General features: G+C 39.4%; 17 protein-coding genes. 11 read left to right on the top strand and 6 right to left on the bottom strand.

Annotated elements, in window-relative coordinates; translation table 11 throughout:
* Positions 1-959: hypothetical protein (locus D5018_RS21745; protein WP_165905090.1), on the top strand; the 959-nt coding region annotated here is incomplete at its 5' end.
* A gap of 65 nt (positions 960-1,024) precedes the next feature.
* On the opposite strand, the gene argH is transcribed toward D5018_RS21745, so the two are convergent.
* From argH to argC, 5 genes are read right to left on the bottom strand one after another with little or no spacing between them, the layout of a single operon-like run.
* The gene (gene argH, locus D5018_RS16920) at positions 1,025-2,869 is read right to left on the bottom strand and encodes an argininosuccinate lyase (protein WP_121840172.1); all 1,845 of its coding nucleotides are present in this window, start codon (positions 2,867-2,869) and stop codon (positions 1,025-1,027) included.
* Position 2,870: 1 nt separating this feature from the next.
* Positions 2,871-4,109, bottom strand: a complete 1,239-nt coding sequence (locus D5018_RS16925; RefSeq protein ID WP_121840173.1) for an argininosuccinate synthase — start codon at positions 4,107-4,109, stop codon at positions 2,871-2,873.
* Between the two features lie 17 nt (positions 4,110-4,126).
* Entirely contained in the window at positions 4,127-5,044 is a 918-nt protein-coding gene (locus D5018_RS16930) for an ornithine carbamoyltransferase (protein ID WP_121840174.1), read from the bottom strand.
* A gap of 37 nt (positions 5,045-5,081) precedes the next feature.
* Entirely contained in the window at positions 5,082-5,852 is a 771-nt protein-coding gene (argB, locus tag D5018_RS16935) for an acetylglutamate kinase (protein WP_121840175.1), read from the bottom strand.
* Entirely contained in the window at positions 5,845-6,897 is a 1,053-nt protein-coding gene (gene argC / locus D5018_RS16940) for an N-acetyl-gamma-glutamyl-phosphate reductase (protein ID WP_243637460.1), read from the bottom strand. The genes argB and argC overlap by 8 nt, the downstream gene beginning before the upstream one ends.
* 287 nt (positions 6,898-7,184) lie before the next feature.
* On the opposite strand from argC, the gene D5018_RS16945 reads away from it, so the two are divergent.
* From D5018_RS16945 to D5018_RS16985, 8 genes are all read left to right on the top strand, one after another.
* Entirely contained in the window at positions 7,185-8,309 is a 1,125-nt protein-coding gene (locus tag D5018_RS16945) for a hypothetical protein (RefSeq protein WP_121840177.1), read from the top strand.
* 609 nt (positions 8,310-8,918) lie between these two features.
* Positions 8,919-10,058 carry a hypothetical protein gene (locus tag D5018_RS16950; RefSeq protein ID WP_133309325.1) on the top strand — a complete coding sequence of 380 codons (1,140 nt, stop codon included), beginning with the start codon at positions 8,919-8,921 and terminating at the stop codon, positions 10,056-10,058.
* A gap of 105 nt (positions 10,059-10,163) precedes the next feature.
* A complete protein-coding gene (gene argE, locus D5018_RS16955; RefSeq protein WP_121840179.1) occupies positions 10,164-11,321 on the top strand; it encodes an acetylornithine deacetylase in 1,158 nt (385 codons plus the stop codon).
* A gap of 90 nt (positions 11,322-11,411) precedes the next feature.
* The gene (locus tag D5018_RS16965) at positions 11,412-11,858 is read left to right on the top strand and encodes a hypothetical protein (RefSeq protein ID WP_121840180.1); all 447 of its coding nucleotides are present in this window, start codon (positions 11,412-11,414) and stop codon (positions 11,856-11,858) included.
* A gap of 275 nt (positions 11,859-12,133) precedes the next feature.
* On the top strand, positions 12,134-13,060 hold the full coding sequence (locus D5018_RS16970) for a branched-chain amino acid transaminase (RefSeq protein ID WP_121840181.1): 927 nt from the start codon (positions 12,134-12,136) through the stop codon (positions 13,058-13,060).
* A 160-nt stretch (positions 13,061-13,220) separates the two neighbouring features.
* Positions 13,221-14,621: a patatin-like phospholipase family protein gene (locus D5018_RS16975; protein WP_121840182.1), complete on the top strand. Its 1,401-nt coding sequence runs from the start codon at positions 13,221-13,223 to the stop codon at positions 14,619-14,621.
* Between the two features lie 114 nt (positions 14,622-14,735).
* Positions 14,736-16,238: a hypothetical protein gene (locus D5018_RS16980; protein WP_121840183.1), complete on the top strand. Its 1,503-nt coding sequence runs from the start codon at positions 14,736-14,738 to the stop codon at positions 16,236-16,238.
* A 53-nt stretch (positions 16,239-16,291) separates the two neighbouring features.
* Complete coding sequence (locus D5018_RS16985; RefSeq protein ID WP_133309326.1) at positions 16,292-17,062, top strand: hypothetical protein; 771 nt, start codon at positions 16,292-16,294, stop codon at positions 17,060-17,062.
* Positions 17,063-17,234: 172 nt separating this feature from the next.
* Here the strand turns inward: D5018_RS16985 and mazG are convergent, their stop codons facing one another.
* Positions 17,235-18,017, bottom strand: a complete 783-nt coding sequence (mazG, locus tag D5018_RS16990) for a nucleoside triphosphate pyrophosphohydrolase (protein ID WP_121840187.1) — start codon at positions 18,015-18,017, stop codon at positions 17,235-17,237.
* 107 nt (positions 18,018-18,124) lie between these two features.
* Between mazG and D5018_RS16995 the strand changes: the two genes are divergently transcribed.
* Positions 18,125-19,579, top strand: a complete 1,455-nt coding sequence (locus D5018_RS16995; RefSeq protein ID WP_121840185.1) for a hypothetical protein — start codon at positions 18,125-18,127, stop codon at positions 19,577-19,579.
* Positions 19,580-20,085: 506 nt separating this feature from the next.
* On the top strand, positions 20,086-21,591 hold the full coding sequence (locus D5018_RS17000; RefSeq protein ID WP_121840186.1) for a hypothetical protein: 1,506 nt from the start codon (positions 20,086-20,088) through the stop codon (positions 21,589-21,591).
* The last annotated feature ends 141 nt before the right edge of the window (positions 21,592-21,732 follow it).

Raw genomic sequence — 21,732 nt, forward strand, 5'->3', positions numbered from 1 at the left:
CTGTATTTCCACCCGACACCGCCAAAGAATGGTTTTATTCTGCTGAGTTAGAAAAAACTTATGAAGAGAAGCGTGAAGAAGGAGGTGGTCCGTACTGGCAAAACAACGGCAAGTTAGCATTGCTAATGAATTCAATGGGTAAAATGATTTTTGAAGCATTTAGCCAATCAAGGACCACCCTTGAAGATATGCATGTTGACCGACCTCTTGCTAATGCTTGCGCCTATAACGCTCTGTTTGGTGCAACTGTGAAAAATGAAACTGCTGAGAAAACCGATACAAGTCTTAGAAGGCAGATTATCGCTGCGGCCAATAATATTGCTCAACATCCAAGTGTTAAAGATCAGCCTCAGCAATTACTAACCTTGATGTACGCAACAGGTTGCGATTTAACCTTAACGGATTCCATTCCTGAATCTACTGCAGTTCCTACCGAACAAACCGCTGCTACTCAAGCTGCAAATCCTATGGCGCAATTCGTGCAGGCGATGATGTCAGCCGCATCATCAGTCACCCCTAATCCTACAACGACGACGGCTACGGGACCTACATACACCAGAAAACCTGCTCAACAGCATGTACTTCCTCGGCCTCAGCCAACAAGACAGGTTCAAACGGATTCCATATATAAGACAGAACCATATATACGCAATCAATTTAAGACGGTAACTAGCCGACTTACAAATGCATTAGCCAGAAACCTGCCACTATATGCGCCTCTTTTCCAAAATACCTATCTCGTTTCAGATCTGCGGAAACAAGCACTCATGAAACGGTCTTTGTCATCGGACTATGAAAACGCCTTGCATACGGTAAATGAGATACAACGACACATTGACGGTGAAAATCCTGCACAAGCTCTCATAGATTTAATTGATATTTTACGAGGTGACTCTTCGCTCGATGGTGTCTCAGAACGTTTGCAGGTAATTTTTGATCAAGCAATAAGATTCGATTAATTTAGTCACATTTAATCACAGTTATATAAAGCCATTTCTGGCTTTATATAACTGCCTCAACGAGCTCAAATAATCCGATTTACATAGTAAATCAACGCCGTTTCATCACAGGCATGCTTCTTAGGACATGGTTCACAATCTTTCATTACTTTCTCAGGTAAATGATGTTTATCTGATAGACTAAAACCTAAGCGACTAAAGAACTCTGGCTTTCGAGTGAGTGCTAACACTTTATTCAGCGCTAGTGTATCTGCGCGTTTTAATAAGTGTTCGACTAAGGCTTTACCATAACCATGACCTTGATGATTCACTGACACACCTAATGAACGAATTTCAGCAAGCCCTGTGCTGTACATATACAAAGCTGCACAACCACAGATTTGCCCATCACTTTCAACAACCGCAAAGTCACGAATAAACTGGATAAGCTCTTGCTCTGAACGTGGCAGGTTTTCTTCTTTATCCGCCCAGTAGTTCACCAATTTACTAATTCCACGTAAGTCCGTTAACTTGGCATCTCGAATCGTAAAGTTAGCGACCCCTAGTTCATGGCGGAAGGTTTCGATTGCTTGATTAACAGCCTCAATACCTGTTCCACCAATGGTGCTACGTTTATCGACAAGGTGTTCTAAATCCAAAAATTGATATACGTCATTTTCAATCAGTGAAGAAAATTGTTGTAATTCATCCAGCCTTAAACGCTCAATCGGCTCTTGCTGACCAATGGCATATAACACCACTTGTCCTGAAATTTCATGGGCCGTTCTAAACGGCACCCCCTTAGCCACAAGATAATCAGCAAGTTCAGTTGCATTGGAATAACCTTCAGCAGCCGCTTTTTTACATTGATCACTTCTGACTTCAATAGAATTAACCACTTCATTGGCCATCAACAAACATTGTTGCCATTGGTTTACGGCATCAAATATACCCTCTTTATCTTCCTGCATATCTTTGTTGTATGCCAGAGGCAGACCTTTTAGTGTTACCAATAAGCCTTGCAGCGAGCCAAAGACACGACCGCATTTACCACGAATAAGCTCTAGTGCATCCGGGTTTTTCTTTTGTGGCATGAGTGATGATCCCGATGTCACTTGATCCCCCAAAGTGATAAAACTGGCTTCACCTGAGTTAAAGAAAATCAGATCTTCCGCCATACGAGATAAATGCATCATGCTGGTACTCGCAGCAAATAATAGTTCCAGTACGAAATCACGATCAGATACCGCATCAAGACTATTTAAACAAGGCGAGTCAAAGCCTAAATCATTCGCTAATTGCTCTCGATTAATGTCATACACTACACCAGCAAGCGCACCACTGCCCAATGGACATTGGTTAATGTGCTTATTGGCGGCCACCAAACGTTTTTCGTCACGCTTTAGCATCTCCACGTATGCTAAGCACCAATGCGCAAAGCGAACAGGTTGCGCCCGTTGCAAATGGGTATAACCGGGGAAAATATGCTGTTTATTGGCTTCAGCCAAAGCCACTAAGCTTTGCTGACATGTTCGCAACAACGCCTGTAATTCTTCGTTTTGCTGCTTACACCACAAACGTAAATCAGTCGCGACTTGATCGTTACGACTACGCCCTGTATGCAGCTTTTTAGCCACGTCGCCCAGTTTTTCTGTAAGCTTAGCTTCGACATAACTATGTATGTCTTCAGCGTTAGAGTTAGTAATATCCAACTTACCTGCTTGTGCTAACTCAGCCAGCTCATACAAAGCTTGCTCTAACGCTTGTTGCTCCTCGAGTGTTAACACTCCAGCTTGTTGAATCGCTTTAGACCAAGCAATAGAGCCTTCAATATCTTGCAGAATTAATGCTTGGTCAAAATGCAATGAGTCATTAAAGGTTTTAAAGTACTCACTACTGCCTGATTGAAACCGTCCTCCCCATAGTGCCATGTTACGACTCCTTTGAGCTAGATTGTTGCTTCATCGCATTGATACGACTTGGCAAACTGAACAAACGAATAAAGCCTTCAGCATGTTTTTGATCGTAAACATCATCGGCACCAAAAGTCGCAAACGCTTCAGAATATAAACTGTTAGGTGAACGACGCTGAGTCACTGTGGCTTGCCCTTTATAGAGCTTAACGATCACATCACCCGTGACACTTTTTGCCAAAGTAGCTGATGCCGCTAATAGTGCTTCTGCTAATGGTGTAAACCAGCGACCATCATAAAGAACATGAGAAAACTCAAGGGCAACTGACTCACGGTATTTAAGTGATTCTTTATCCAGCACTAAGGTTTCTAAGCCTTTATAAGCTGCCATCAACACGGTGCCACCGGGCGTTTCGTAACAACCACGGGACTTCATGCCCACCAAGCGATTTTCAACAATATCAATCCGGCCAACGCCATGCTTACCCGCTAGAATATTCAACACTTCAAGTAACTTATCGGCTTTCAGCTCTTGACCATTGACTGCCAGTAATTTGCCCTGTTCAAAAGAAAGTTTTACGTATTCGGGAGTGTTAGGCGCTTCTTCGGGTGATATGGTCATTGTCCATACTTGCTTTGATGGTTCACACCAAGGATCCTCAAGCTCTCCACCCTCATGGGAAATGTGCCACAGGTTGGCATCGCGACTGTAGATTTTCGTCAGAGATGCTGAGCAAGGGATATTTCTTTCTGCCAAATAGCTTAGTAAGTCTTCCCTTGAAACCATATCCCATTCACGCCAAGGCGCAATCACGGTTAACTCAGGTGCTAAGGCCGCAAAGCATGACTCGAAACGCACTTGGTCATTTCCTTTACCAGTACAGCCGTGACATACGGCATCTGCGCCCACTTTAAGTGCCACTTCAACTTGTGCTTTGGCAATAATTGGGCGAGCCACAGAGGTACCTAATAAATATTGCCCTTCATAAACCGCACCTGTGGTTAAAGTGGGGTAAATATAATCTGTCACTAGCTGCTCTTTCAGATCTACAACGTGGCATTCACTGGCACCTGAAGCAATAGCTTTGGCTTCAATACCTTCAAGCTCTTCGTGTCCTTGCCCTACATCGGCACAAAAAGCCACGACCTCACAGTTGTCATAGTTTTCTTTCAACCAAGGAATGATTGCTGAGGTATCTAGCCCACCTGAATACGCTAATACGACTTTTTTTATGTTTTTGTTTTTTACAATTGCCATGTTGTCACCACCAAAAATTAAGCTTGTTTAAATAAAGTTAAAAGAACGGCACATTGCGCCCACATACGGTTTTCAGCTTGTAAATCCGCTAACGATTGTTCCCCGTCAAACACTTCTGTGGTGACTTCCTGTTCTAAATGGGCAGGTTGGCAATGCATAAAATAATCTGCTTCTGTTTTAGCCATAAGCGCACTGTTAACTTGGTAGGGCATAAAGATTTTCAATACTTGTTGTGGATCTTTTTCTTCTCCCATAGAAATCCAAGTGTCGGTGTAAATAGCCGTTTGTGAACCTATATCGTTAATATCATTACTCAGCGTTAGCTTAGCTCCTGTTATGGCTTCAATGGTGTGTGCTTTATCCAGCATATCTTTTGAAGCTTCAAAACCTTTTGGCGAAATTAAGGTGAAATTTACTCCTAACGTCAGAGCCATCAACATCAATGAATTAGACACATTATTAGCGTCCCCAACATAAGCCAGTTTGGCTTGGCTTATATCTTCAATCTTTTCAGATAGTGCCATCATGTCCGCTAAGGCTTGGCATGGGTGATAGAGATCGCTCAACGCATTGATAACAGGAATACCTGCATGTTCTGATAATTCGACTAAGGATTGATGACTGAAGACTCGAGCGACAATGGCATCGCTCCAGCAGACGAGGTTTTTAGCCACATCGACTACCCGCTCACGCTCACCTAACTTGCCATTTTGCTGACCGATGTAAACTGAGTGTCCTCCGAGTTTTTGAATGCCAATATCGAAACTAATGTGAGTACGCAAAGACGGCTTTTCGAATAACATCACGACTGACTTACCAGCCAGAGCATGTTGATAATCTTGTGGTGATTGTTTGATGGATTTCGCTAAGGCAATTAAATCCAGTAATTGCTGCTGATCAAGCAGATCATCTGCCAGATAATGTGAGAATGACATAAGTATCTTCCTAAAACTGTTTAAAAAATGGGTTGGTTTAATCAGGAATAATGCGAGTACCAATTGGCTGACCCACAAACAACAGGGAGAGTTGTTGTGGTTGTTGCCAACTGGCAATCGCGATACTTCGTCGTAATTGTCGGGCGGCATTAAAGGCGGCATTGACTTTAGCTACCATGCCGCCATTTATGATTTGTTGTTCAATTAAAGTTTGAGCTTGTGCATGCGCTAACGACTTTAAAATTTTGCCCTGAGCGTCTTTGACACCAGCCACATCTGTTAGCAGTAATAAGTCACCATCCACCAGTTGTGTAATAGCTACTGCAGCATCATCGGCATTAACATTGACCAAGTTGCCATTATCTAAGGCTCCGATAGAGGCAATCACGGGTAAAATAGATTGGGACAGTAATAGCTCAATCACACTGTAGTTATTGGGCGTTGGTACTCCAACTTCACCTATATTTTCAGGATGCTTGCTACAAGTGACCATAGCCGCATCGGCAAGCGAAAGTCCTAGACTGGTTAAACCAAGTTGATTAGCTGTTGCGACAACTTTTTTATTGACCGTTCCAGCTAATGCACCAATGATAATGGGGGTTTGAGCTTTGGGTGTAACACGTAAGCCATTTTTCTTCTTGGTCGTAAATCCCGCTTGCATCAACATTTGATCCACGGTACTTCCTCCACCGTGAACAAGAATTATTTTTTTATCAGAGTTGGATTTAAGGACTAACAGTAAAGAAGACAATGCTGATTCTTGCTCAAGAATCGAACCACCGATTTTGATCACTAAAGGCTTAGTCATTGTGGTTCACCTCAACATTACTGAGCAAACCAAACTCACTTGAAAGCCCTAAACGTAAATTAAGGCATTGCACCGCTTGTGAAGCGGCGCCTTTCATTAAGTTATCAATAGCACAACTAACGACTAGCACTCGTTGCTTTTCATCAAACTGCCAATGGATATCGGCAAAGGGAGTACCTGTAACATTGTCTATTTTCGGCCAATCTTTTTGGAATCTAATAAGTGGTTGTGACTGATAGGCATTTTTGTATACAGCATCAATATCAGCCGCCGCGACCCCCTCTTTAATTTTTAGCGTTGTTGTCGCTAATAGCCCACGTTTGAATGGCGCAAGATGTGGATTGAAAATAACATCAGCCTGCACAGCTTGGGACATTTCAGGCTGATGTCGATGCTTCAAAATATTGTATGGGGTTAAACTTACTTCGTTAAAACTGGTGGCTAAATTGGCTTGACGCCCTGCACCACTAACGCCACTGATACCATTTACGGTAATAAGTGAACTTTCATCATGTAAATGATTCGACGTAATCGGTTTAAGTCCCAATAAACTTGCTGTCGGATAACAACCGGGGACAGCAATCAAATTAGTGTCTTTTAGGGATTCAGCCTCCCACTCAGGAGAACCATAAACCGCTTGTTGTAATACCTCAGGCAGTTGATGAGTAAAACCATAATATTCATCATAAAGTTCAGGCTGTTTAAGCCTAAAGCCACCTGAAAGATCAAAAATAATCACCTCATGCTCTGTAAACTCTTTAACTAATTTAACACTAGCTGCATGCGGCGTCGCCAGAAAAACCACATCAAGCTCAGCGGCATGTTGATTTATCCAATCAGAATTAACGGCTTGAAAAGCGGTATCACAAACTCCCTTCCAACGAGGGAAAACATCACTAAAACACTGCCCTAAAACTTGACTACTTTCAGAAACTAGCAGCTCAATAGAGTTAATAGATTGATGACGAGTAAGCAGCTCAACTAACTCCGCACCAGCGTAGCCACTGGCACCTACCACTGCAGTTTTAACATCCTTAATTTGCAAAATTATTCACCACCCAATAAAGCTATAAAATAAAAAAGTGCGTCACTAATGAGATAATTTACAATCTCTTTGTCACCAAAAGCGAAGTTACACGCAATTGATTTTTTATGCAATATTTCCGTATATTTATTTTTTGATTATTGTTGGCTAGTGAAAGAATGTAGTTGTAAGATTAACCAATGATTAAAAGCTAATTAACTTACATTACAATCAATGAGATATCAGTGAAAATTCAGCTTTAAACAATTATATTTTCAACTACCTAATCGTAATCAAAGAAATAAAATATGTTTCCACATGATGCTAGTAGAAATCCAATTCCATATGAATACTATGTCGCTCACCCCACTCCGCCCAGCTATGAGACATCTCAATCATCTGTCCAACCAAGATCGGCTTTAGCCCTTAATAAAATTACCGAAATAACTGATAAAATCGCTTCTTGGCAAGACTTTTCTCCCGCATTTGGCTTAAGCGATGTAGACGAAGCTGAAATTCGCAGTAATAATCCACACAGTGTCGCAGCTCAAAAGAATGCTTTTGCTAAAAAAATCGTCCAAAACCCTGAGCATAATATTCAAAGCATTAAACGAATCTTTCAGAACTATAGAAGAATGGATCTTGTTGATTTTATCGATTCAAAACTCAGAATAAATCCAAATTATTTTGATAATCAGGGTGATTTCAACCCAGGCTGTCCACCTCCACAAGCACAAGCTAATTTTGATAACCAATACCAACTTGGACTGCTTCGGACAGAAAATCAAAGTTTGAGAGAACAGCTACAAGAGCTAACCGTACAACTCGACAGCTCTACGCAACAAGCTAAACAGTTACAGACGCTAAATAATGAATTGCGAGCCTCTGTAAAAGGTATGCAAAATCAGATATCGACTCTTGCTGATCAAAAAGCTGATGCACTATTGACTGACCAAAAACGGAAATTCCAATCTCAGGTTGAGTCTTTACAATCTAAGCTTGCAAGTGCTGAGCAGCGACTACAATCAATGCAAACCAGTTCTTCTGCAACTGCCTCTGGGATAAAGCCTTCCATTTCAACGTTACAGTTACACATTCCAACAGGCTGTAATAAGTTAGCTAATAGTGAAGGGCAATGCTTCTTTGCAGCGGTAGGGTTAACGAATATTGCAGATATGTGGGAGCAGTTAGCTTACATTTTTATACCAAAAGGCACTCAAGCTGTAATCAGTAAGATAAAAAGTGAATGTCAATTACACAAAGAAGATTATATGCGTCTTAAGGCTCTTTTTCTAACAGTCCGAGGCTCACATTATCGTGAGTTTACATACCAATTCATCATTAATGCAGTGAGTCAACTCAAGGAATCAAGTAGAGGTCTTGATATTCAAGATGCTCTTCATAAATTGCAAGAACTAAACAATAAACAATGAGCAAAACCAAGCGACTTTAAGCCGCTAGCCCCTTTGTTCTGCTAGCGGTTTTCATCTCGTAGAATTTGTTCAGCCCTTTCCAAAGCAACTCGCCATTGACTTTTTATGCAACACTAATAAATATATCCCTACAGATTGATAGCAACTTCTAACAATGAATTTACCGAATTTCGAACAATCATCAAAAAATTAGATGGCTCGAACGATTATTTCTGTATTAATTTTTAGGGCGTGTTGATTTTCAGAATTAAATTTCGTGCCATTTGAGCGCTTTCTGTTCAAGGCGTGTTCAGGGAAGCTTAGCCATCAAAGTAAGCTGGTCACAACACAGAACAGGAAGTGCTCAAAAGCATCAAAGACAGTATAAATTGGTACTTCTTTTTGAAACGGAAAGCTGCTGCGTTATCGTTTGTTTATCTGGAGCAACCACACCGCACAATCTCTGCCTTGCATAAGATAACCAATTTATCGCTGCAAAAATAATCTCCAAAGATCAACACGACCTGATTAGCAGTAAATTAAATTACCTTTTAACCAATGAGATTTCAGTAAACATTCAGCTAACTGTTGTTAGCATTATTACCACGCAATTCAAATACTTAATTAACCATGGCATTCCCATTACATTCTTCACGTATGCCTAATGCAGGCTGGAACTCAGCATCATCAGCTAGTCGTACACAGTCACAAGTAACTGCAAATCCTGTCACCCAATTAGATTATGAAAGAGTGTGTGAGATAACAGCACTAGTCCCCGAATGGCGTGACATTTCCCCATTCTTTGGGTTAAATGATGTGGATGAAGCGAACATTCTAAGTGCTGCAAAGACAGTGCAAGCTCAACGAAATGAACTTGCTAAAGCCATTATCAACAACCCTGATTTCAACATAGAAAAAATAAAAAATGTGTTTAGGCAACATAACCGAATGGATATTGTTGGGTTTATTAACGGTAAATTAGAAATAGATCGAAACTATTTCACAAACCGAGCACGTATAAACTCGAGTGCCGCTCCTTCAGCAAACCAAGCTGCATTTGACCAAGAGTATCGTGTTGGCGAGCTAGAGACAGAAAATCAACGCTTGAGAAGTGAAGTCGAAGAACTCAATAGGCAAGTCACGCAAATGTTACGTTCACAGGAACAATTGCAAACGCAAAATAATGAGCTTAGAACATCCTTAGCACATACAAATAGTGAGATTGAACGAAGAGTTGAGCAAAAGCTAGCGAAAAGAATGGCTCAAAAGGAACAAGACCATCAGCATCAAATTTCATCTTTATCATCTCAATTAGAAAAAGTTACCCTAGAGAAGAGTGATATGGAACAGCAAATGAGAAAAATGCGAAATGCACGCGCTGATTCGACTTTAAGCGCACAGCAAGCGGACTCGTCTGCTTCGTTAGTGATACCAAGCGAAAAATGTGATAAAAAAATAGACAGTCACCCAAAACTTGTTGCGGTTATGGGAGCTTTAACAAACGCAAAAGTTACAGATTTATGGGAAAGTTTTGGAGCATATCTCTCCATTAGAGGAACCACTCCAGAAATAAAACAAGCAGCTCCTCATGGTGTCTCAAGAGTCTACCTAATGGATCTTCTTAGGAATGCCCAATCAAAAGTAGGAGGCAGTCGATTCTCCTTGCAGAAAATTATAGATTCATTAAAGTCCATTAGTGAACCCGAACATGATGCAAAGTTACAATCAGCAATAGATAATTTATTTAAGTTACAACAAGAGTGGCGTTAGAAGAGTCTATAACTTATTTATTACGATATAAACAGAATCGCACAATTGACTTTGTATTCACAATTAAAGAATATAAAGTCAAATCCACTCAATCCACTTTAAATAATGTCATTGCCAAATTTCGAACAATCACTCAGTCAACTTATTGCGATCCCCTCTATTAGTTCTAATTTAGCCAATGAAGATCAGTCCAATCACCAGGTCATTTCGTTGCTTGCAACTTGGTTCGAAAGCTTAGGCTTTACAATTGAAGTAACCCCTGTCCCTAATACTCGTAATAAATTTAATTTACTAGCAAAACTCGGAAGCGGTGAAGGAGGGTTATTGTTGGCAGGCCATAGTGACACTGTGGCTTTTGATGAAATCGGCTGGAACAGTGATCCCCACAAAGTAAAACGCAAAGGTGGACGTTTATACGGGCTTGGAACTTGCGATATGAAAGGCTTCTTTGCGTTTATCTTGCAAGCTTGCCAAGGCTTATCAGTCAACAAGCTGACAAAACCACTGTATATTTTAGCCACCGCCGATGAAGAAACTACTATGGCTGGAGCGCGATTTTTTTCTCAATCCCAAGATATTCGACCAGATGCTGCGATTATTGGTGAGCCCACAAACCTGAAGCCTGTAATCATGCATAAAGGTTATATGTCTCATAAAATTACAGTGACAGGAAAGTCTGGCCACTCCAGTCGCCCCTCAGCGGGGATTAACGCCATTGAAATCATGCATCAAGTTATTGGAAAATTGATTAACTTAAAATCCAAGCTTGGGCTCCATTATCAAAACCAAGCATTTGATGTACAAGAGCCAACCCTTAACTTGGGAGTAACAAGAGGCGGAGACAGCGTTAATCGTATTTGCGGACAGTGTGAACTAGATATAGATATTCGCTCTTTACCTAGTATGGAAGACGAGGAAATCATCTATTGGTTAACTGATGCATTAGCGTCAGTTGTAGAGCAATACCCCGGCCGAATTCGCATACAAGAGCTTGAGCCAAGCTCTCCAAGTTTTCACTTAGAAAAAAACAGCAATTTAGCTAAGCTTGCTGAGCAATTAAGTCACCAAAGCTGCTGTGCAGTTAACTATGCTACTGAAGCACCATTCATCCAAAAACTTGCATCACAAACCATAGTGTTAGGTCCCGGAAGTATCGACCAAGCCCACCAGCCCAATGAGTTTTTAGCTGAAGATCAAATTAATACAACATTAATGATTTTGACTCAGCTCATTAATAAATATTGTTTAACACAGGAAACATAACTCGCTGTTATTAAAAAATATTAACTTCCTATTCTGGTTCTTATAACTAGAATGGCAGCATTGCTCTTCTTTAAATACAGGCTCAAATGTATGTCAGTGAAATCATCAGAGACAGCTGCACTTTTAGCAAGAAGTGAGATAGTTGCGTACGGAGCTTCAAAAATCGATAAACAGGTGCCGCTGGAAGTCGCTATTAAATCAAAGATGAATTCAACTCTTGGGAATGCTATCACTCTCTATAAAGTCTCATTAAGTAGTTTTTCTGAAGATGTAAAACAAAAGCTTCAATCTTTGTTCGATACCCCAATTAAGAAAATAACCTGTGTCGCGGCAACGGTTGTAACAGTAACTTTCTGTGTCGTCTGTCCGGGTGTAACGGCTGCAGTTAAATTTATTTTTCCTGCATCAATATCAAGACCCTTTGAATATGGAATTACTTCAGGACTTTGCTCGGGGGCACTCATAGGAGTCGGAGCTGGAGGTTTAACAAACCTTTGTATGAAAGTTCCTGAAAAGCAAGAAATGGCTCGCAACTGATCTTCACTCTTCGTCAATATTTATAAACTCATCTTCATGACATGCCTATCCTTTTATATTGATCAAGCTACGGACATGTCCTTTTCATATATCACCTCAAATTTAAACCGCTTCCTATAGACACAAATCAAGTTCATTCATCTAAAAATTAAGACAAAACAGGGTTTATATCTTCTTTTAAAAGAAATCAATTGCAAATTAAGCTTTATATTCTGTAAATTACCTAGGCATCAGAATTTTTACTCACTTTTAATACATATTTAACAGGAAGAATAATGATACCTCCAAGCGCTGATTTGATTTGGTTTAACGGCGAACTCGTCCCATGGCATCAAGCACAAGTGCATGTTATGAGCCATGCATTGCATTATGGTTCATCAGTGTTTGAAGGTGTTCGCGCCTATAAAACTCATAAAGGAGTATGCATTTTTAAGCTTAAAGAGCATGTTTCTCGTCTATTTGATTCAGCCAAAATTTATCAACTGGAGATTCCATACACGCAAGCTCAAATTGTCCAAGCTTGCATCGATTCTGTTGCTAAAAACGGTTTCGAGTCAGCCTACATCAGACCATTAGCGTTCATTGGTGAAATTGGGATGGGAATGAGAACACCTGAAACCTCAAAAGCAGAAGTCATGGTCGCAGCATTTAAATGGGAAAAATATTTAGGGGAAGATGCAAAGTCACAAGGCGTTGATGTTTGCGTATCAAGTTGGAATCGCGTCGCACCAAATACACTTCCAGCTTCGGCTAAGGCTGGCGGTAACTACCTTTCTTCACAATTGATTACGTTAGAAGCCAAACGTAATGGTTATGATGAAGGTATTGGATTAGACGTAAACGGCATGGTCAGTGAAGGCGCACTACAAAACCTATTTATCGTAAAAAACAATGTCATTTACACCCCGCAAACATCAAGCTCTATTCTCGTTGGATTAACGCGTGATACGGTGATCACTCTAGCCAAAAACTTAGACTGCGAAGTGAAAGAACAACCGATTTCAAGGGAGTCACTATACCTTGCCGATGAGTTTTTTATGACAGGAACCGCCTCTGAAATTGTACCTGTACGTTCCGTTGATGGTGTACTTGTAGGTGATGGTAATCGAGGTCCAATTACAGCTGCAATGCAACAAGCTTTCTTTGGCATTTTTGAGGGAACTACACCCCACATAGATGAATGGTTAACGCCAGTTGCCTAAAAGCCTTATTCTGCCGAGCCACCAGCTCGGCAACGTCAAGGATAAAGTGCTTACATAACTTGATTATTTCTAGCATTAATCATATTTAACCTCCAGCCGGTTAATTTTCACCCAATCGGTACTAGTATTACTTTATTCGCATCCGTTTTAGTTTTTCTTTATGGCAACAGCCCACTCTGTAGCATCTGAATCTTATCTAGAAACGTACCTTAAGAGCCTAAATCTAGAAAGATCTGGCACTCAAATCATATCGGTGAACGGGACAAACTACCAGGCACGTTTCAATGACAGTGGCTGGTGCAAATCAGTATCCAAACTATATATGAGCAGAACTTCAGTTCATGATTTTTTCCAAACAAACGAAGATGAAATGCCCACAGACATTATAAAAAGCGCTTTGAATTCAGAGAATTTATTAAATGCTCACGATGCAAAAGTTACCACTCGTTGCAACTCAAAAAGAGTTACTTACGAATATCAATCATTATGTTTAGCAGGAGGTGGGGCTAAAGGTATCGCTCACTTAGGCGTATTACAAGCATTAGGAGCGACAAGACTTAATAAGATTAAAGAAGTTACCGGAACTTCAGCAGGAGCAATTATGTCTGCTTGCCTCTCAATTGGTATGAATGAACATGACATAACCCATGCAATGATAAATGCTAAAACCAATTTTGAGAGAGAAATTATTTTAGCGGAAATGCAAACCATCATAGTCAATTTTTTGGGAATTCATGTAACCCCAATAGCCATATTTCTATCTAGGCATAATGAATTTCTAAAAGATGGAGAAGGCAAAACCATTTTACCTGAAAACGTAAAAAATAATGACATAGGAAGGATAACCTTCTATCAACATGAATTGATCCGAACTAAAGGAAATAGTACTGAATTAAGGTTTTTGAAGCATCGAAGCTGGAAACGATTAATACTAGTTGCTTCAAATGAAAAAAAAGAGATTGAATTGTCGGCCAATAACTCTCCTCATCTCGAGGTTGCAGTTGCTGTTACGGCAAGCTCTGCTATCCCTCACTTTGTTAAACCAGTAGAAATTAAAGCCTCTTTATTCTTAAGCGAGGCTACTCAAGGTTCAAAAGTGTTAGCATTGAGTGATGGTGGATTAACCAACAACATTCCTTTTTGCTACTTTACCACTAATAAGATTTTGGTTGTTGGGTTTAGCTTTCAAGAGCCATTGTTACTAAAAGATAAGGTAACTAAGCTTCCCAAAGAAAAATTAAAAAAAAGTGCCATTGAGCTAGCCATAAAAGTATCTCGTGCCGTCGAGCTCAATGCTTTTGACATAACAAAGGCAAAAAGTGACCCAAGAATATCATTATGTATTTTGCACCCTCAACTAGGGTTCACAGCACTGACTTCAGCTTCGAGCCCTCGGCAGATATATAAACACAAGTGGTTCGCAGTTAAAGAATTTGAGGAATTTGAAGCTTCATGTGAAGTAATCAATGACTCTCAACATCTACTCCCTCCTTTTTCTTTAAGCCAATACTTGGCAGAAAAATACCAAAAACAAAACCCTATTCTACAAATCAACAAATAATGGCAACAAGAACAAGAAAGCTAAATATTACAATAAGAATACATTTTGTTAAGCATCGGTTAAGCCTGTTTTTATTACAATAACAACAAAGTAACGTTTAATAGGTATTAAAAAATGGCTTCACGTGCTGATTTTTATTCAAATTATCCATATACGTCTGCAGGGTATTCGCAACCTCTTGGTCCACAGAACCTAGCCCATTGCCCGCATAGCACGATGGGGTATGCATATGCACCTAGCCAGTTTCAGCAGCATGTACCTGCCCCTACTCCCCATTTTTTTTATGGAAATACAAGTCCAAACAATTGTTACGAAGCGCAATTCACTCCGCTGCCCATAGCAACAAATGATTCATCAACGCTCCCTGAAGCATCTAAACCGACTTGTTCGCATCGAGTAACTATTAGTAAAGAATCCATCGTTATTGATTCTATATCAAGTGCTTTAAAAGAACATAGCATGCAAATAAATGGGAAGACTCTAAGCAAATTTGTAGAAAAACTTGGCTTAGACAGTCAAGCTCAATTAAGAGAATTACAAGCTACCGCACAGGCAAAAAAGTTAGTTAACTGTCCTGCGGAAAAACGTCATGATGTTATTGTTCATGCAATGCGTCTTTGGCAAGAATCGAGTACTTTAACTCTTGATAACTTGATATCGGCACTAAATGAGCTACCTTCAAGCATATTCAAAGAGCAAAAAATATCTTTACTGCCTTTCGTAGTACATCCTGATACGGTGGCGTTAGAACAGGCTACTCATAATTTTCAACAAGAGAAAGCTCAACTTAACACTCAAATTGAAAATCTCGGATTTCAAAATTCTCAATTACAAATACAATTAGTAAGGCTACAAGAAGAATTAGACCAACAGCAAAAGTTAAAGCCCACATTAGCAACACATTCAACAACTGCACAGTTACAGGACACATCAACCCAAACCTCAAACGTTCGAGCAACCCCGGAGAGCAACACTTATGCTTGGCAAGCGCTAAGCGACAGCTATGACCAAGTAAAAACAGAGTTAGCAACAAGAACAACAGCAAACTGCCAACTAGAAAAACGGTTAGCGGTAAAAGATGAACAAATAGCTGAACTTGAGCAAGAGCTGCAAAGCTTATCAGTCAACAAAGCAGGGACTAATATTCAAGCCTCACAGAACAGAGGTAATATTAGTATTACCGTTAACAACACTACGGCCACAACAACCTTACCCCCTACGAAGCCAGCTATTCCAATTACATTGACTGAATTTGAAGAGAAGTTGTTTGCTAGTAAACCCAAAGTTGATCATCTTGTGACATTAATGCAATTATACCGAGATTCTTGGAGAAATATCGGCGAATACATGCCTAGTGTATTCCCTACACAACTAGACCGTATTGAGGAAAAGCTTTCGAGACCGAATTCAAGATATACGTTTTCTGATGCAATGACAGAAATGGTGTCATTGTGGGTTGATCGTATGTTTGAAAAAAGAAGCTATTTTGATTTTTTTTATATCGTGAGTGAAGCTACAGAAACGGATCTTACAAGTGTTACCAACAAACTAGTAGAACATATGAGGCGAAAAGGATTAGTTAAATTAGCTAGTTATTCATGGCATCTTCGAAAATAATAAAAGCAGCACTAGAATATCAAAATAATCAGCTACAACTTCAGCTAGCTCAAATGCAACAACAGTTAACTCAGCAGGCAGTGGTCGATACCCCAAAAATACCTGACACACCTCGACCTGTTCATCCGACAACAAAACAATTACAGGACAGTTCATCCCAGACTGAAGATTCTGGTATTAGAAAGGAAGTTCCTTTTCAAACTTTCCAAGCACTACAAGAAAAATACGTTCATACCAAAGAAGAGCTATCAACGACAAAAAGTGCAAATACGAGACTTGTCACCACCCTAGATCAAAAAGATGAGCAAATCGCTCAGCTTGAGCAAAAAATGAATGCCCTTTCAGTAGGTGGGAATAGCACTCAAATTACTGCCCCTGATAATCAAGGCCATATTAACATTACTGTTAACAACCCTGCAGCACCAACACCGCCTCCAGCCAAGCCGCCTGAGCCAGTACAATTGACTCCATTTGAGGAGAAATTTTTGAAAAGTAAGGTAAATATTGAAACCATTGCAGGCTTAATGGCTTTATACAAAAATCGTTGGCAGGATATTGGTACACACATGCCCCATGTATACCCAGAAGATATAGAATTGATCGAAAGCAAGCTTAACGGACTTGTTTTAAACTACTCCTTTTCGAGAGCAATGGACGACTTAGTCACAAAATGGACCAGATATGAAATCAAATCCTATTTTGATTTTTTTGATATCGTCATTGAGGCGACTGAAACAGATAAAACAACGGTCACCAACAAGCTTGTAAATTATATGAGAAAACAAGGCACTATAGAACTGGCTAGACGCTTTGGGGGCCTGTAATTTAACCTAGGTTAAAACAATACTTCGGACAGTTTTTGATTGGTCGTGCCTCAACATTTAGTAAGTCATTGAATTTTAATGAATCTGTGTTTTCAGACTCAATTTATAAAATTTTGTAAATTCAATTACTTATAAAAAGTGTCCGAACCATTGTTAAAATAAAAAACATTAATTAATGTTTTTTTGCCTGCTCCCAATATTCATCGAGCACTTCAAGGCTCAGCAATTTCATTTCTTGGCCATCAGCTTCCACTGACTTTTCAACTTTACGAAAGCGTCGTTCAAATTTATTCGTCGCTAATCGAAGTGCTTGCTCTGGGTTGACTTTAAGATGACGTGATAAATTCACTACCGAAAACAATAAGTCTCCGACTTCTTCCTCTAGCCGAGCTTGCGATGTTTTCTCAGCTTCAACTTCTTCCATAACCTCGTTCAATTCTTCTGTCACCTTATCGGCTACATCATTGAGGTTATCCCAATCAAACCCTACAGATGCAGCACGTTTTTGCACTTTATGAGCACGAGATAAGCTTGGAAAGCCAACAGGAATATCGTCTAATACTGAATTTTGTTCACGGTTTTGACGTTCTTGTTGCTTTCTTGCTTCCCAGTTAGCTTGTTCATCACCAGTAGTGGTTGCGTCAGTAAAAACATGTGGATGACGCGAAACGAGCTTTTCATTGAGCTGTAAAACCACATCACCAAAATCAAAGCGACCCTCTTCTTTTGCCAACTGGCAATAAAATACAATTTGAAATAATAGGTCACCTAATTCCGCTGGCAATTCATCCCAAGCTCTGCGCTCAATTACATCGGCAACTTCATAGGCCTCTTCTAAAGTGTGAGGAACGATGGTTTGATAACTCTGTTTGAGATCCCATTCACAGCCTTGTTTAGGATTTCTCAGTTGTGCCATTATTTCCAGAAGTTGTTCTATCTCACTATGTTTTTTCACTTTTCTATAACCTAAACATAAAGCTTGAATTAATATCACTTAACCTAAACATTTTGCCAGCTGCACACTTCTATAATCAATAATAATTGTCATTTAAGAATTTCCACATGATAGCAGCAGTTAGCTCGGTGAATACCATTGTCCCGATTTCAAGTTCGGCTCATCACTTCGATCATTTACTTGAATATGTCACGCCCGAAGAGCGCCTGTACTTCATTAAGGTTTCAGAAAGCCATACTGAATATGAAAGTAACGCGAAAATGATGCATAACTCCATTATGAGAGGTTTTTGGTCTAGCCCAATTTTTCATACTAGCAGCGCCTACAATACCTTATTTTACCTTTATGCTAACCACCTAATCACTAAAGAAAAGTTTGTAGACGTGCAGACAAATTGGCTTCAACCTCTTACTCAATGGCATCCTGATACAGAACTTGAAGAATCGCTTCATTTAAAAAAGTTTGAATCAAGCCAAATATATCGCACTGACGCTTCAGATGTCTTACCATTCTTAGACAAACTTGATGAAGGAGTAAAAAAGGAAGTTAATCAGCTTAAACCATCGCAACGTGAATATACTGTTATAGTGTTTAATGAAGATAAAAAAGCTTTCCAGTTTCTTAAAAAGACTTGGGTTCAGGAGCGAGGCAAATCCACTAAAGCAGATGAACGAGAGCTGTGCGGTTTTATTAATTTTCTAAAGTTTAGATTACCTTGTTTTGGAACAAGGTACGAAAGCTGTAATAGTAAAGAATATCGAGTGAAAGTATTTTTACCTTCTTACTGGATAATGCAGTGTTTTTTTAAGCATATAAAAACAGCAGACTCCTATCACTTTACCCCATTGCCATGCTATTCCGCACCAAACTTATTACAATACTTCCGATTACATCAATCCAGGATTCACCCTGTTGCTCTTTATCACCCAAGAGTTGCTAATAATATATTATCTCCAGATGGCACTCATTCAGGGTGTTCACTAACTTCCATGCATGATCATTATCATATATCTAGATGTTTGAAACTCACAAAGTGGATAGCCGACCACTCTTTAAGCTTTTTTGAGCATACGAATCAATTGCACAAAATCTTGCAGGCTAACAACGCCGATACCGCTTTTCTCGTGGACCGAATTAGACAATATTATTCAGTTTTGCTCGAGCAAGACGTTATTCCGCATAATTATGGCGCATTTGTATCTGTAAATTCTTACTCAGGAAAAAGTAGAGAACAAAGGCTCAATGAAAGAGTATTAGATTGGTCGAAGTCTTTTAATATTGAAGACTTTGGTAGCCTCGCTGACATAGATTACTCGAACGACACCATTACACTATCGGTAATTAAGAAGTATTTTTTCTTTGCAGGCCAGTTCCATGAACTAATATCGTCGGAGGCCTTGTGTACTTGCCTTTTAATGTTGATATCAATCCCCCCAGAATCAGCCAAGTATTACTATCTTAATGTCAAAGATTTCTATCATATTGATGTGGGCATACGTAAGAAAATTTTAAGCCATACCCATCAATATAGAATTAAGTTAGTCGTAAAAAATTTATCGTAAAATAAAAATGTATTTTGAGAGCTTGTTGAACAAGTAGGGCCTGTTGATCTTTCAGGCTTTAATTTTGTGCTATTTGAGCACTTTTCTGTTCAAGGCGTGAGCAGTGAAGCTTAGCCATCTAAGTAAGCTGGTCACAACACAGAACAGGAAGTGCTCAAAAGCATCGAAGACAGCGTAAATTGGTCACTTCTGCTGCGTTATCGTTTGCTTATGTGGAAACGAAGTAACGACTGCTTTGTATGTCGGTAATAACCACACAGCACAAACTCTGCCTTGCATAAGATAACCAATTTATCGCTGCAAAAATAAGCACGAAAGTTCAACAGGCCCTAATACAGTGCTAAATTGATTTTTTGACACGAATAATATGCCATGTCAGTAATAATCTCAGCATGTTTACTATACCTTCCCTTAATATAACCTTAACAAGATCTTTTCAAAGTTATCTAACTATATTGATTCTATTTTATAATTAGATATGGCATTTTGATACAAATAATCAACTAATGGCGACAGCAATCACTTCTAACCAAACTCTTTTGTCAACAAATGTTGATTCAGCTCATTATTCTCACTTACTGACTTATCTAGAATCAAATGAGAGAACACGATTTCAAAGAATCGCAATTAACCATCAAGATTATGCTGAAGAAGCACAACTAATGCTTAAAAGCATAACCACTCTCGATTGGCATAGCCCTATTTTCAAAACAAGTCGCTCATTTGATATTTTATTTTATCTTTACGCCAACCAACACATCTCAAAAGATGAGTTCGTTGATGTACAAGTCAATTGGCTTCAACCGCTTGTTCAGTGGGATCCTGATACCGAAATAGAGCCGTCACCTTGCCTAGAAAAATTCAAAATAAGCCGTATTTATCGTACTGATGCAAATGCCGAGCTCGATTTTTATACAAAACTAAGTGATTTTTTTATCTGGAGAGTGAGAGTGCTTCCACCGAATCAAAGGCAATTTACTGTTATAGAGTTTGAGGAAGGCTCATTAGCGTATCGTTATTTGAATCAAACAGAAATTCAGGTTCATAGAAAAAAACCACAGCATAGACCTGACGAATACGAGCTTTGCAATTGGTTTAAACTCATCGCACAAAATATGTCTTGCTTTCATATTTATCGCCCACCTGTAACTCAACAGAAATGGCAAGCAATACCAAATAAAGAGTTTAAAGTTAAATTAGTATTACCTTCTATTTTGGCCATCAATGAATTTTTAGAAGAAGTTAAACCACATTATTCCTATCACTTTTCTCAGTTATTCTGCTACGGTGCGCCTAACCTATATCAATTTCATCAATTACATTTAAACAAGGACCATCCAATTACTTTGTATCACCCTACAGTAAAAAGCAATGTTTATACACCTGATGGTAACCACTTAGGAACAATGGCTGGTTTTCATGACTTTCGTCATTTTTATCGGTTCCAGAAGTTCGATAGATCTTTTACTGACAGTTCTCTAAAAATTTTTACCATGATTTTGCGATTAGAAGCATTACTACAGTATGAAAACGCTTTTAAGACCAAACTTCTCGAAAATGTAGAAAACTTTTACTTAGACATTCTTAAACAAAATATCCTCCCTAAACCTAATGGCGCTAAAAAGTATGAGTCTGATTTGGTGTCAATATCTGACAAAGAGTTTGTGCAACAGGCAATAGATAAATGGGTAATTACATTCAACGCAGAAAATTTCGCAAATCTTACTGACTTTGAGTTCTCAAGAACACCGGTTCCTGAACGTTCTGAATTCTCACGATACATTTTTTGCGGCTATAGTGAAAATGAGTTTGCTTCCCCTTTTAATCTTTGCAACTGCTTAGCCTTGCTTATTGCGCTTCCTTGGGAAGTCAGCCTCAGGTATTCACCACATGACTACACTCCCGCACCATGGAACGCCTATTGCGACTCTCATGCAAGATTTTATATTATGCGTTTACTGAGAAAATACAAAATGCCAGAGGATATAAGTAATTTTGTTGCTCTTAAATAATACAAAAAAACTGAATTAACCTCAGGGCAAGATCGCGAATGTTTTTTGAGCAATTGTAAACATAAATTTGACCGTGAATACGGTTTGTGATCTTATACTTCCTTTTGCGGAAGTACACCATGAATTTAGACTTATTCTTTC

The sequence above is a fragment of the Parashewanella curva genome, assembly GCF_003675895.1.
Classification (GTDB): domain Bacteria; phylum Pseudomonadota; class Gammaproteobacteria; order Enterobacterales; family Shewanellaceae; genus Parashewanella; species Parashewanella curva.

Coding starts and splice junctions, on each gene's coding strand:
- D5018_RS16945 (WP_121840177.1), top strand. CDS start 7,185: ATGTTTCCACATGATGCTAGTAGAAATCCAATTCCATATGAATACTAT.
- D5018_RS16975 (WP_121840182.1), top strand. CDS start 13,221: ATGGCAACAGCCCACTCTGTAGCATCTGAATCTTATCTAGAAACGTAC.
- D5018_RS16985 (WP_133309326.1), top strand. CDS start 16,292: ATGCAACAACAGTTAACTCAGCAGGCAGTGGTCGATACCCCAAAAATA.
- D5018_RS16965 (WP_121840180.1), top strand. CDS start 11,412: ATGTCAGTGAAATCATCAGAGACAGCTGCACTTTTAGCAAGAAGTGAG.
- D5018_RS16950 (WP_133309325.1), top strand. CDS start 8,919: ATGGCATTCCCATTACATTCTTCACGTATGCCTAATGCAGGCTGGAAC.
- D5018_RS16930 (WP_121840174.1), bottom strand. CDS start 5,044: ATGTCATTCTCACATTATCTGGCAGATGATCTGCTTGATCAGCAGCAA.
- D5018_RS16995 (WP_121840185.1), top strand. CDS start 18,125: ATGATAGCAGCAGTTAGCTCGGTGAATACCATTGTCCCGATTTCAAGT.
- argE (WP_121840179.1), top strand. CDS start 10,164: ATGTCATTGCCAAATTTCGAACAATCACTCAGTCAACTTATTGCGATC.
- D5018_RS16925 (WP_121840173.1), bottom strand. CDS start 4,109: ATGGCAATTGTAAAAAACAAAAACATAAAAAAAGTCGTATTAGCGTAT.
- D5018_RS16970 (WP_121840181.1), top strand. CDS start 12,134: ATGATACCTCCAAGCGCTGATTTGATTTGGTTTAACGGCGAACTCGTC.
- D5018_RS16980 (WP_121840183.1), top strand. CDS start 14,736: ATGGCTTCACGTGCTGATTTTTATTCAAATTATCCATATACGTCTGCA.
- D5018_RS17000 (WP_121840186.1), top strand. CDS start 20,086: ATGGCGACAGCAATCACTTCTAACCAAACTCTTTTGTCAACAAATGTT.
- argB (WP_121840175.1), bottom strand. CDS start 5,852: ATGACTAAGCCTTTAGTGATCAAAATCGGTGGTTCGATTCTTGAGCAA.
- argH (WP_121840172.1), bottom strand. CDS start 2,869: ATGGCACTATGGGGAGGACGGTTTCAATCAGGCAGTAGTGAGTACTTT.